The organism is Streptomyces sp. M41, assembly GCF_043673425.1.
GTDB lineage: Bacteria > Actinomycetota > Actinomycetes > Streptomycetales > Streptomycetaceae > Streptomyces.
In genome coordinates this window covers 1-12,213 of the sequence record NZ_JBIMKE010000013.1, presented here as the reverse complement: position 1 = coordinate 12,213, position 12,213 = coordinate 1, and the positions used below count along the sequence as shown (strand labels likewise).

Here is a 12,213-nt window from a genome sequence, read left to right as displayed (position 1 = left end):
GGAGATGCGGCGCAGGTCCTGGGAGGAATGAGGGAGGCAGGGGCTGAGCCGGGTACCGCAGCGGATATGGTGGCGCTCCGCGTCGTACGAGCGGCGCGAGGAAGCCTTGTCTAGCAGGGGGAACACCAGGTGAGCACGGGGACTTCGACAGGTTTCTGCCGAATCACCATCGCAGCACCGGACAGCCGTGTCGACGTCGCGCTGCCCGAGGACTTGCCGATCCAGGACCTCTTTCCCGAGATCGTGAGGCTCTCGGGACTGGTCCAGTCGGACACCAGTCCCTCGGGGTACCACCTCGTGACCCGCGAGGGCCAGGTGCTCGACGCGAGCCGGTCGTTGCTCGAGCACCGGGTCCGTGACGGCGAGGTGCTGCTGCTGCGCACCTTCGCCGACTCGCTGCCGCCGGCCGTGCACGACGACGTCGTGGACGCGATCGCCGCCGCGGTCAAGCAGGACCTGCGCAGCTGGAACGACAACCTGATGCGGCTCGCCGGTCTCGTCGCGGGATCGCTGCTGCTGGTCATGCTCGGGTTCGTGTTCTGGTTCGCGGACCCGGTCCGGCACGACATGAACGGCCTCCAGGGCATCCTCGCCGGTGTCACCGCGCTCGCCCTCACGGCCCTCGCCGGCGTCCGCGCCCGGGTCTACGACGACCGCGGCTCCGCGGTCGCGCTCGGCATCTCGGCGCTGCCGCACGCCCTCATCGGGGGTTCCGGCGTCATCCCGCAGGACGCGGCCGAAGGCCCCGGCCGGATCCAGTTCCTGGTCGGCTGTGTCGCCGTACTGCTCTTCTCCGTCGTACTGATCATGCTGCTGCCGCAGGGAGACGCCCCCTTCGTGGCTGCCGCGCTCGCCTCGGCGATCGGCACCCTCGCCGTGTTCTGCGGGGTGCTCACCGAGGCCGCGCCGCGGGAGATCGCCGCCGGCACCGCGGTCGTCGCCCTGGCCGTCGTCGGCTTCCTGCCCGGCTGGTCGGCGCGCTTCGCCAAGCTGCCGATCGGCTTCCGCAACCCGGAGGACCTGGCCCGGGCCCGTCGCGAGGGCAACGAGGGCGACCTGGAGGCCGTCGACGTCCAGCGCATCGTCGCCCAGACCAGCCGCGGTCACGAGCTGCTCCTCGGTCTGGTGGGCGGCTGTGCCGTCGTCATCATCGGCGCGGGCGGCGCGGTGCTCGGCTTCAGCGACAACGGCTGGGCCCAGCTGCTCGCCCTGTGCACCGGCCTCGCCGCGATGCTGCGGGCCCGCCTGTTCCGCTACACCGCCCAGGTCACGTGCCTGTTCGTCGCCGGTGTGGTCACGCTCGGCCTGCTGGTCCTGGGCCTCGCGATCTCGCCGCCCGCCGACATCGTCATGGAGCTGCTCCAGGGCAACTCCGGACCGGTCGACGTACGCACCCTGTGGCTCGGCGCCTCCGTCGGGGCCGGCGTGCTGCTGCTGATCGCGATCGCCCTGATCGTGCCGCAGAAGGGGCTCTCCCCGTTCTGGGGCCGCATGCTGGACCTCGCGGACTCGATGGTGCTGCTGTCGCTGGTCCCGATCTGCCTGGCGGTCCTCGACGTGTACGCCGAGGTCCGCGGCGGCTTCTGACCGGCCTGGCCGCCTGTCAGGAGCGTGCTCGTGTGCTGGTACGCTGTGTGACGGCCGTTTGTGTACGCGCCCCCGGGTTCGCCTGGGGGATGCGCCCAGCGGATCCCCGCCTCCCGAGTAACGGAAGCTCCCCCGAGACAAAGACCGGGGGCACTCGGTGGCCACACAAAGACTACGAGGAGTACGCGTGCCGCTCGACGCCGCTACGAAGAAGCAGATCATCAGCGAGTTCGGTCAGAAGGAGGGCGACACCGGCTCCCCCGAGGTCCAGGTCGCCATGCTTTCGCGCCGGATCACGGACCTGACCGAGCACCTCAAGACCCACAAGCACGACCACCACTCCCGCCGTGGTCTGCTGATCCTGGTGGGTCAGCGTCGCCGCCTTCTCCAGTACCTGGCGAAGAAGGACATCCAGCGCTTCCGTGCGCTGGTCGACCGCCTCGGCATCCGCCGTGGTGCGGCGGGCGCCAAGTAAGACGCCGTGAAGGGAGCGGTTCCCGGAGAGCTCGGGAGCCGCTCCCTTTGCCGTACGCACGAAAGGTCAACCGTATGTGCGGGAACGTGCGGAGTGTCACTCACGCTTTGTAGTGTGGTAGCACAACGCAGTACGGACGACACAGCACGACAGAAAGAGGAGAAGCGCACCCAGCCGCCGCCGGTCCTCGGTAGTGGCCCCCGGGGGGAAGCGAGCCCCGGGTGCTTCGATCGAAGACCGGCCCGCACCGCACGGCGCGCTTCTCCGCAACCGTCCCCCTGCCACACGGGCAGCGCCGGGACAAAAGACGACAAGTAACGGAGAAAACGCTAGTGGAGAACGAGACCCACTACGCCGAGGCCGTCATCGACAACGGCTCCTTCGGCACCCGCACCATCCGCTTCGAGACGGGCCGCCTGGCCAAGCAGGCCGCCGGCTCCGCCGTGGCGTACCTGGACGACGACACCATGGTGCTGTCGGCCACGACCGCCTCCAAGAACCCCAAGGACCAGCTCGACTTCTTCCCCCTGACGGTGGACGTCGAGGAGCGGATGTACGCCGCCGGCAAGATCCCCGGCAGCTTCTTCCGCCGTGAGGGCCGCCCCTCCGAGGACGCCATCCTCACCTGCCGCCTCATCGACCGCCCGCTGCGCCCGTCCTTCAAGAAGGGCCTTCGCAACGAGATCCAGGTCGTCGCCACGATCATGGCGCTCAACCCCGACCACCTGTACGACGTCGTCGCGATCAACGCCGCGTCCGCGTCCACGCAGCTGGCCGGCCTGCCCTTCTCCGGCCCGATCGGCGGCGTCCGCGTCGCGCTGATCCGCGGCCAGTGGGTGGCCTTCCCGACGCACACCGAGCTCGAGGACGCCGCGTTCGACATGGTCGTCGCGGGCCGTGTCCTGGAGGACGGCGACGTCGCGATCATGATGGTCGAGGCCGAGGCCACCGAGAAGACCATCAAGCTCGTCGAGGGCGGCGCCGAGGCGCCCACCGAGGAGGTCGTCGCCGCCGGTCTGGAGGCCGCGAAGCCCTTCATCAAGGTGCTCTGCAAGGCCCAGTCGGACCTCGCCGCCAAGGCCGCCAAGCCGACCGGCGAGTTCCCGATCTTCCTGGACTACCAGGACGACGTGCTGGAGGCGCTCACCGCCGCCGTCAAGCCCGAGCTCGCCCAGGCGCTCACCATCGCCGGCAAGCAGGAGCGCGAGTCCGAGCTGGACCGCGTCAAGGCGCTCGCCGCCGAGAAGCTCCTGCCGGAGTTCGAGGGCCGCGAGAAGGAGATCTCCGCCGCGTACCGCTCGCTGACCAAGACCCTGGTCCGTGAGCGCGTCATCAAGGAGAAGAAGCGCATCGACGGCCGCGGTGTCACCGACATCCGCACGCTGGCCGCCGAGGTCGAGGCCATCCCGCGCGTACACGGCTCCGCCGTGTTCGAGCGTGGCGAGACCCAGATCCTGGGCGTCACGACCCTGAACATGCTCCGCATGGAGCAGCAGCTGGACACCCTCTCCCCGGTGACCCGCAAGCGCTACATGCACAACTACAACTTCCCGCCGTACTCCACCGGCGAGACCGGCCGCGTCGGCTCCCCCAAGCGCCGCGAGATCGGCCACGGCGCCCTCGCCGAGCGCGCCCTGGTGCCGGTCCTGCCGACGCGCGAGGAGTTCCCCTACGCGATCCGCCAGGTCTCCGAGGCGCTGAGCTCCAACGGCTCGACGTCCATGGGCTCGGTCTGCGCCTCCACCATGTCGCTGCTGAACGCCGGTGTGCCGCTGAAGGCCCCCGTCGCCGGTATCGCCATGGGCCTGATCTCCCAGGAGATCGAGGGCGAGACGCACTACGTCACCCTCACCGACATCCTCGGTGCGGAGGACGCCTTCGGCGACATGGACTTCAAGGTCGCCGGCACCAAGGAGTTCGTGACCGCCCTCCAGCTCGACACCAAGCTGGACGGCATCCCGGCCTCCGTCCTGGCCGCCGCTCTGAAGCAGGCCCGTGACGCCCGCCTCCACATCCTCGACGTGATGATGGAAGCGATCGACACGCCGGACGAGATGTCCCCGAACGCCCCGCGGATCATCACCGTCAAGATCCCCGTGGACAAGATCGGTGAGGTCATCGGCCCCAAGGGCAAGATGATCAACCAGATCCAGGAGGACACCGGCGCCGAGATCACCATCGAGGACGACGGCACCATCTACATCGGTGCCGCCGACGGCCCCTCCGCCGAGGCCGCCCGCACCACGATCAACGGCATCGCCAACCCGACGATGCCCGAGGTCGGCGAGCGCTACCTGGGCACGGTCGTGAAGACGACCACCTTCGGCGCCTTCGTCTCCCTGCTCCCCGGCAAGGACGGTCTGCTGCACATCTCGCAGATCCGCAAGCTGGCCGGCGGCAAGCGCGTGGAGAACGTCGAGGACGTCCTCGGTGTGGGCCAGAAGGTCCAGGTCGAGATCGCCGAGATCGACTCCCGCGGCAAGCTCTCCCTCATCCCCGTGATCGAGGGCGAAGACGGGGCCGAGGGCTCCGAAGACAAGAAGGACGACACCGACAAGTGACGTCGAGTAGCTCCACGGCGACGGCCCGCACCTCTTCGGAGGCGCGGGCCGTCGCCCGTACCCAAACCCTGATCAAGGGCGAGAACGGCATCGGCACCGTCCGCAAGACCACCCTCCCGGGCGGCCTGCGCATCGTCACCGAGACCCTGCCCTCGGTCCGCTCCGCCACCTTCGGCATCTGGGCGCACGTCGGCTCCCGCGACGAGACGCGCGCGCTGAACGGCGCCACGCACTACCTGGAGCACCTGCTCTTCAAGGGCACCACCCGCAGGTCCGCCCTGGACATCTCCGCCGCCCTCGACGCGGTCGGCGGCGAGATGAACGCGTTCACGGCGAAGGAGTACACGTGCTACTACGCGCGTGTGCTCGACACCGACCTGCCCCTCGCCATAGACGTCGTCTGCGACATGCTGACCGGCTCGCTCATCCTCGAAGAGGACGTCGACGTCGAGCGGGGCGCCATCCTCGAAGAGATCGCCATGACCGAGGACGACCCGGGCGACTGCGTGCACGACCTGTTCGCGCACACCATGTTCGGCGACAACCCCCTCGGCCGCCCGGTCCTCGGCACCGTCGACACCGTCAACGCCCTCACCGCCGACCGCATCCGCCGCTTCTACAAGAAGCACTACGACCCGACCCACCTCGTGGTCGCGGCGGCCGGCAACGTCGACCACAACAAGGTCGTACGACAGGTCCGCGCCGCCTTCGAGAAGGCCGGCGCCCTCAAGAGCCCCGACGCCGTTCCGGTCGCCCCGCGCAACGGACGCCGGGCGCTGCGCAGCACCGGCCGCGTGGAGCTCATCGGCCGCAAGACCGAGCAGGCCCATGTCGTCCTCGGCATGCCCGGCCTGTCCCGCACGGACGACCGCCGCTGGGCACTCGGCGTGCTGAACACCGCCCTCGGCGGCGGCATGTCGTCCCGCCTCTTCCAGGAGGTCCGCGAGAAGCGCGGCCTGGCCTACAGCGTGTACTCGTATACCTCCGGCTTCGCCGACTGCGGTCTGTTCGGCGTGTACGCCGGCTGCCGGCCCTCGCAGGTCCACGACGTGCTGAAGATCTGCCGCGACGAACTCGACCACGTCGCCGGACACGGCCTGTCCGACGACGAGATCGACCGCGCCATCGGCCAGCTCCGCGGCTCCACCGTCCTCGGCCTGGAGGACACCGGCGCCCTGATGAACCGCATCGGCAAGAGCGAGCTGTGCTGGGGCGAGCAGATGTCCGTCGACGACATGCTGGCCCGGATCGCGGCGGTCACCCCCGACGACGTGCGCTCGGTCGCCCGGGAGATCCTGGGACAGCGGCCCTCGCTGTCGGTCATCGGCCCGCTGAAGGACAAGCAGGCGTCCCGGCTGCACGACGCCGTCGCCTGACAATCCCCTGGTGAAGGAAGCACAAGAGATGAGCAAGCTGCGCGTGGCGGTCCTCGGTGCCAAGGGCCGGATCGGTTCCGAGGCGGTACGGGCGGTCGAGGCCGCCGAGGACATGGAGCTGGTGGCCGCCCTCGGCCGGGGCGACAAGCTGGAGACGCTGGCGGAGACGGGCGCCCAGGTGGCCGTCGAACTGACCACGCCCGACTCGGTGATGGCCAACCTCGACTACTGCGTGAACCACGGCATCCACGCGGTCGTCGGCACCACGGGCTGGACCGACGAACGCCTCGAGCAGCTGAACGGCTGGCTGGCCGCCTCCCCGGAGACGGGCGTGCTCATCGCGCCGAACTTCTCCATCGGGGCCGTCCTGACGATGAAGTTCGCGCAGATCGCCGCGCCTTACTTCGAGTCGGTCGAGGTGGTGGAACTCCACCACCCGAAGAAGGTCGACGCTCCTTCCGGCACCGCCACCCGCACCGCCCAGCTCATCGCCGAGGCCCGCCGCGCGGCCGGTACCGCCCCCGCCCCGGACGCCACGGAGACCGCCCTGGACGGCGCCCGTGGCGCGAACGTCGACGGCGTCCCCGTCCACGCGGTCCGGCTGCGCGGCCTGCTGGCCCACCAGGAGGTCCTGCTCGGCGGCGAGGGCGAGACCCTCACCGTCCGCCATGACTCCCTGCACCACAGCAGCTTCATGCCGGGCATCCTGCTCGGCGCCCGCCGCGTCGTGACCACTCCGGGCCTGACCTTCGGCCTGGAACACTTCCTGGACCTGGGCTGACACGGACTTCCGATGCGCGCGAAACTCTCCTACGCCATAGCGGCGGCCGTCCTGGTCGTCTACTTCGTCCTGGTCGGCAGCCGGGGCGTGCTGCTCATCCAGTCCGGCACCCTCCTCACCGTCACCTTCGGCGTGGCGGTGCTGATCCTGCCGGTCATCGGCGTCTGGTTCCTGTGGAAGAACACCCAGTTCGTCCGCAAGGCCAACGCCCTCGCCGCCCAGCTCGACGCCGAGGGCGGCCTGCCCGTCGACGAGTTGAAGCGCACGCCCAGCGGCCGTATCGACCGTGACTCGGCCGACGAGGTCTTCGCCAGGCGCAAGGCCGAGACGGAAGCGGCCCCCGACGACTGGCGCAGCTGGTTCCGGCTCGCCGTCGCCTACCACGACGCCCGCGACACCCCGCGCGCCCGCAAGGCGATGCAACGGGCCATCGCCCTGCACGAGGGCAGGACCGTCCAGGCCTGAGCCCCGCCCCGCCCATGCCGAAGGGGCCGGCCCGCAGTCACCGCGGGCCGGCCCCTTCGTGCGCTTGTGGGCTCGGCGTGCTCAGCCCCGCGTGTTCTCCGCCGCCCACGCCTCGACCGCGTCGGCGGCCCGGTCGAACGCCTCGGTCCGGGCCAGGAAGTCCGCGTTGGCCGTCGTCATCAACATCGGCAGATCGTCCGCGGACCGGCCCCGCTGGACGAGCGTCAGCGCCTGCCCCTGAACCGTGCGCGGCAAGCCCAGCCAGCGCACCGGCTGCTGCACCGTCCGCACGGCGACGACCTGCGCCCAGGGCACCGTGCGCGTGAGGAGGAAACCCACCTGACGCAGCCCGTGCGGGCTCACCCACACGCCCATGCGCAGCAGCCGCAGGGCACCGGCGATGACGGCCAACGCGACAGCGAAGACCATCGCGGCCCCGGTCACCGTCCCCGTCAGGGCGATGATGACCGCCGCGAACAGGACGAACGAGGCGAGCAGCAGCCACAGCGCCGCCATGCCCACCCGCCACGGCCCGGGACGGTAGGGGCGCCGCCAGCGGTCACGGTCCTCGAAGGGCAGCGCGACATCGTCGGCTGATTCGAATGCGCGGTCGGCCGTCAGGAAGGGCAGGGGCACGGCTGGTCCTCACTCGTCCATGCATGGGCTGTGCCCGGTGAGGTTATCGACCTGTGTCCCCGCTCACCACTCCTGGGGGCCATGGGGGTGCCTCCCGCGCCATTCGGGCAGGGGAGGGAGTCAGCGGCCCTCGGACGCCTGTGACTGCTGATTCTGCGTCGCGGTGTCGGTGGACAGCGCCGGCGTGCCGACCACCAGCGAGCCCACGAGTCCGGCGACGATGGTGAGGCCCAGCAGCCAGCGCCCGGCTATCTCACCGAGGGACGCACGCTCACGGGGTGGGGGAGTGATATCGCTGCGGAACCTGTCGGCTTCGGCGAGAAAGGCGAACGGAACGGGCTCGCGCCGACGGAACATGGAGGTCCGGCTCCTCTCGGGGATCGAACGGATCGTTGTCATCAACACAGACGACCGAGTGCCCCAAAAGGTGCCACGATTCGCCGGATTCACAGAAATTCGCCGAAGTTCGCCGCCGTATGTCGCGTCCCGGCACCGAACGCCCCGTTGTCAGTGCCGGCCCGTAGAGTGGGCGCCGCCCGAAGAAGTGATGGAAGGACCCCCCGAGCCGTGACCGACACCCCCGCCGACGACCTCAAGCCCAGCTTCCGCAGTGACGTCACCGTCGAGCTGGTCAAGCACAGCGCGGCCGACTCCGATGTGCTGTGGGCCGCCCGCGTCTCCACCGCCGGCGAGCAGTCGCTGGAAGAGCTCCAGAAGGACCCGGAGCGCTCCAAGGGCCTGATCAACTACCTGATGCGGGACCGGCACGGCAGCCCCTTCGAGCACAACTCGATGACCTTCTTCATCAGCGCCCCGATCTTCGTCTTCCGCGAGTTCATGCGCCACCGCGTCGGCTGGTCGTACAACGAGGAGAGCGGCCGCTACCGCGAGCTCCAGCCCGTCTTCTACGTCCCCGACGCGTCCCGCAAGCTGGTCCAGGAGGGCCGCCCCGGCAAGTACGTCTTCGTCGAGGGCACCCAGGACCAGCAGGAACTGGTCGGCCGCGCCATGGAGGACTCCTACCGGCAGTCCTACGCGGCCTACCAGGAGATGCTCGCCGCCGGCGTCGCCCGCGAGGTCGCCCGCTCCGTCCTCCCGGTCGGCCTGTTCTCCTCGATGTACGCCACTTGCAACGCCCGCTCACTGATGCACTTCCTCGGCCTGCGCACCCAGCACGAGCTGGCCAAGGTCCCGTCCTTCCCGCAGCGGGAGATCGAGATGGTCGGCGAGCGCATGGAGGCGGAGTGGGCCAAGCTCATGCCGCTCACCTACGCCGCCTTCAACGCGAACGGCCGGGTGGCTCCGTAACGCACCCGCGCCGCACGCGCGAGCCCAGCGGCCGGCGTCAGCCTGACGAAGTGTCCGTATTGCAGCATTTAGAGAAGTTCATCTAGCCTGATCAAACGGACCCGGCACTGCTTGAACCCCCGAGCAGGCAGTGCCGGGCTCCGCATTTGTCCTGACTTTTCCCGCCCCCCTACGGCAGACCCCGTCCTGCGCAACGAGTAGCGTGTAACCCATGGCTCCGACCTCGACTCCGCAGACCCCCTTCGGGCGGGTCCTCACCGCCATGGTCACGCCCTTCACGGCGGACGGCGCACTCGACCTCGACGGCGCGCAGCGGCTCGCCACGCACCTGGTGGACGCAGGCAACGACGGCCTGATCATCAACGGGACCACCGGCGAGTCCCCCACCACCAGCGACGCGGAGAAAGCGGACCTCGTACGAGCCGTCCTGGAGGCCGTCGGCGACCGCGCCCACGTGGTGGCCGGAGTCGGCACCAACGACACCCGCCACAGCCTCGAGCTCGCCCGCACCGCGGAGCAGGTCGGCGCACACGGCCTGCTGGTCGTCACGCCGTACTACAACAAGCCCCCCCAAGAGGGCCTGTACCGGCACTTCACGGCCATCGCCGACGCCACCGAGCTGCCGGTGATGCTCTACGACATCCCCGGCCGCAGCGGCGTGCCGATCAACACCGAGACGATCGTCCGGCTCGCCGAGCACCCGCGGATCGTCGCGAACAAGGACGCCAAGGGCGACCTCGGCCGCGCGAGCTGGGCCATCGCGCGCTCCGGCCTCGCCTGGTACTCCGGCGACGACATGCTGAACCTGCCGCTGCTCTCCGTGGGCGCGGTCGGCTTCGTCTCGGTCGTCGGCCACCTGGTCACCCCCGACCTGCGCGCGCTCGTCGACGCGTACACCTCCGGCGACGTCCAGAAGGCCACGGAGATCCACCAGAAGCTGCTCCCGGTCTACACCGGCATGTTCCGCACCCAGGGCGTCATGACCACCAAGGCCGCACTCGCCCTCCAGGGCCTGCCCGCCGGACCGCTGCGCGCCCCCATGGCCGAGTGCTCGCCCGAAGAGATCGAGCAGCTCAAGATCGATCTTGCTGCAGGCGGGGTACAGCTCTGACATCAGACTTCGCGCGCCTGCGCCCGGGCGCGCAACGAAACTCCACAACTGAATAAGCAGGCCACCGGTGCCTGCACCCCACAACGACAACTGCTTCTGCACGAACGTCACGCGCGCCACGTGCCCACCGGTACGTGGCGCGTGTGGTGAGGAGAGTCTTTTGAGTCATCCGCATCCTGAACTCAGCCCGCCCCCGCCGCTCCCCGAAGGCGGCCTGCGGGTCACCCCGCTAGGTGGCCTCGGCGAAATCGGCCGAAACATGACGGTCTTCGAGTACGGCGGTCGCCTGTTGATCGTCGACTGCGGAGTGCTCTTCCCCGAGGAGGAGCAGCCCGGAATCGACCTGATCCTGCCGGACTTCTCGTCCATCAGGGACCGCCTCGACGACATCGAGGGCATCGTCCTCACCCACGGCCACGAGGACCACATCGGCGGCGTCCCCTTCCTCCTGCGCGAGAAGCCGGACCTCCCGCTGATCGGCTCCAAGCTGACCCTCGCCCTCATCGAGGCCAAGCTCCAGGAGCACCGCATCCGCCCGTACACCCTCGAGGTGGCGGAGGGGAACCGCGAGCGCATCGGCCCCTTCGACTGCGAGTTCGTCGCGGTCAACCACTCCATCCCGGACGCCCTGGCGGTCGCGATCCGCACCCCCGCCGGCATGGCGGTCCACACGGGCGACTTCAAGATGGACCAGCTCCCGCTGGACAACCGTCTGACCGACCTGCACGCGTTCGCACGGCTGAGCGAGGAAGGCATCGACCTTCTCCTCTCCGACTCCACGAACGCCGAGGTCCCCGGGTTCGTCCCGCCGGAGCGCGACATCTCCAACGTCCTGCGCCAGGTGTTCGCGGGCGCCCGCAAGCGCATCATCGTGGCCAGCTTCGCCAGCCACATCCACCGCATCCAGCAGATCCTGGACGCGGCCCACGAGTACGGCCGCCGGGTCGCCTTCGTCGGCCGCTCGATGGTCCGCAACATGGGCATCGCGCGCGACCTGGGCTATCTGAAGGTCCCACCGGGCCTGGTCGTGGACGTCAAGACGCTGGACGACCTCCCCGACAGCGAAGTGGTCCTGGTCTGCACCGGCTCCCAGGGCGAACCGATGGCGGCCCTGTCCCGCATGGCCAACCGCGACCACCAGATCCGCATCGTCGACGGCGACACGGTGATCCTGGCCTCGTCCCTCATCCCGGGCAACGAGAACGCCGTCTACCGCGTCATCAACGGCCTGACCCGCTGGGGCGCCAACGTCGTCCACAAGGGCAACGCCAAGGTGCACGTCTCGGGCCACGCGTCCGCGGGCGAGCTCCTGTACTTCTACAACATCTGCCGCCCGAAGAACCTGATGCCGGTGCACGGCGAATGGCGCCACCTGCGCGCCAACGCCGAACTGGGCGCCCTGACCGGCGTCCCGCACGACCGCATCGTCATCGCCGAGGACGGCGTCGCAGTCGACCTCGTCGAGGGCAAGGCCAGGATCTCCGGCAAGGTCCAGGCGGGCTATGTGTACGTCGACGGCCTCTCGGTCGGCGACGTGGGAGAACCGGCACTGAAGGACCGCAAGATCCTCGGCGACGAGGGCATCATCTCGGTCTTCGTGGTGGTGGACTCCTCCACCGGCAAGATCACGGGCGGCCCGCACATCCAGGCCCGAGGCTCCGGTATCGAGGACTCCGCCTTCGGCGAGGTCATCCCGAAGATCACGGAGACGCTGGAGCGCTCGGCCCAGGACGGCGTGGTCGAACCGCACCAGCTCCAGCAGCTGGTGCGCCGGACCCTGGGCAAGTGGGTCTCGGACACGTACCGACGCCGGCCGATGATCCTGCCTGTGGTCGTGGAGGTCTGACGGGCCGTCGGACGCCGAACTGCGCGAACCCGGAGCGGGGGGGGGGGGGGGGGGGGGGGGGGGGGGG

General features: G+C 69.7%; 11 protein-coding genes. 9 read left to right on the top strand and 2 right to left on the bottom strand.

Features of this window, described 5'->3' with window-relative positions; translation table 11 throughout:
* The first annotated feature begins 129 nt into the window (after positions 1 to 129).
* The 6 genes from eccD to ACHBTE_RS17870 all read left to right on the top strand — a co-directional run bounded on the left by eccD (position 130) and on the right by ACHBTE_RS17870 (position 7,245).
* On the top strand, positions 130 to 1,587 hold the full coding sequence (gene eccD, locus ACHBTE_RS17895) for a type VII secretion integral membrane protein EccD (RefSeq protein WP_394724893.1): 1,458 nt from the start codon (positions 130 to 132) through the stop codon (positions 1,585 to 1,587).
* A 187-nt stretch (positions 1,588 to 1,774) separates the two neighbouring features.
* Complete coding sequence (gene rpsO, locus ACHBTE_RS17890; protein ID WP_394724892.1) at positions 1,775 to 2,062, top strand: 30S ribosomal protein S15; 288 nt, start codon at positions 1,775 to 1,777, stop codon at positions 2,060 to 2,062.
* A 332-nt stretch (positions 2,063 to 2,394) separates the two neighbouring features.
* The gene (locus tag ACHBTE_RS17885; RefSeq protein WP_394724891.1) at positions 2,395 to 4,623 is read left to right on the top strand and encodes a polyribonucleotide nucleotidyltransferase; all 2,229 of its coding nucleotides are present in this window, start codon (positions 2,395 to 2,397) and stop codon (positions 4,621 to 4,623) included.
* The gene (locus tag ACHBTE_RS17880) at positions 4,620 to 5,999 is read left to right on the top strand and encodes a M16 family metallopeptidase (RefSeq protein ID WP_394724890.1); all 1,380 of its coding nucleotides are present in this window, start codon (positions 4,620 to 4,622) and stop codon (positions 5,997 to 5,999) included. Before ACHBTE_RS17885 ends, ACHBTE_RS17880 begins: the two co-directional genes overlap by 4 nt.
* Positions 6,000 to 6,027: 28 nt before the next feature.
* Positions 6,028 to 6,780 carry a 4-hydroxy-tetrahydrodipicolinate reductase gene (dapB, locus tag ACHBTE_RS17875; RefSeq protein ID WP_394724889.1) on the top strand — a complete coding sequence of 251 codons (753 nt, stop codon included), beginning with the start codon at positions 6,028 to 6,030 and terminating at the stop codon, positions 6,778 to 6,780.
* 12 nt (positions 6,781 to 6,792) lie between these two features.
* The gene (locus tag ACHBTE_RS17870) at positions 6,793 to 7,245 is read left to right on the top strand and encodes a hypothetical protein (protein ID WP_394724888.1); all 453 of its coding nucleotides are present in this window, start codon (positions 6,793 to 6,795) and stop codon (positions 7,243 to 7,245) included.
* 81 nt (positions 7,246 to 7,326) lie between these two features.
* On the opposite strand, the gene ACHBTE_RS17865 is transcribed toward ACHBTE_RS17870, so the two are convergent.
* Positions 7,327 to 7,881 carry a hypothetical protein gene (locus ACHBTE_RS17865; RefSeq protein WP_394724887.1) on the bottom strand — a complete coding sequence of 185 codons (555 nt, stop codon included), beginning with the start codon at positions 7,879 to 7,881 and terminating at the stop codon, positions 7,327 to 7,329.
* A 120-nt stretch (positions 7,882 to 8,001) separates the two neighbouring features.
* Positions 8,002 to 8,238: a hypothetical protein gene (locus tag ACHBTE_RS17860; protein WP_394724886.1), complete on the bottom strand. Its 237-nt coding sequence runs from the start codon at positions 8,236 to 8,238 to the stop codon at positions 8,002 to 8,004.
* A gap of 210 nt (positions 8,239 to 8,448) precedes the next feature.
* On the opposite strand from ACHBTE_RS17860, the gene thyX reads away from it, so the two are divergent.
* The 3 genes from thyX (at position 8,449) to ACHBTE_RS17845 (ending at position 12,146) form a co-directional block, all read left to right on the top strand.
* Complete coding sequence (gene thyX, locus ACHBTE_RS17855; protein WP_394724885.1) at positions 8,449 to 9,189, top strand: FAD-dependent thymidylate synthase; 741 nt, start codon at positions 8,449 to 8,451, stop codon at positions 9,187 to 9,189.
* A 211-nt stretch (positions 9,190 to 9,400) separates the two neighbouring features.
* A complete protein-coding gene (gene dapA / locus ACHBTE_RS17850; protein ID WP_394724884.1) occupies positions 9,401 to 10,300 on the top strand; it encodes a 4-hydroxy-tetrahydrodipicolinate synthase in 900 nt (299 codons plus the stop codon).
* 160 nt (positions 10,301 to 10,460) lie between these two features.
* A complete protein-coding gene (locus ACHBTE_RS17845; protein WP_394724883.1) occupies positions 10,461 to 12,146 on the top strand; it encodes a ribonuclease J in 1,686 nt (561 codons plus the stop codon).
* Positions 12,147 to 12,213 lie beyond the last annotated feature (67 nt).

Excerpts from the sequence above, each read along its gene's own strand:
- ACHBTE_RS17870 (WP_394724888.1), top strand. The coding sequence starts at position 6,793 with ATGCGCGCGAAACTCTCCTACGCCATAGCGGCGGCCGTCCTGGTCGTC.
- dapA (WP_394724884.1), top strand. The coding sequence starts at position 9,401 with ATGGCTCCGACCTCGACTCCGCAGACCCCCTTCGGGCGGGTCCTCACC.
- dapB (WP_394724889.1), top strand. The coding sequence starts at position 6,028 with ATGAGCAAGCTGCGCGTGGCGGTCCTCGGTGCCAAGGGCCGGATCGGT.
- ACHBTE_RS17860 (WP_394724886.1), bottom strand. The coding sequence starts at position 8,238 with ATGTTCCGTCGGCGCGAGCCCGTTCCGTTCGCCTTTCTCGCCGAAGCC.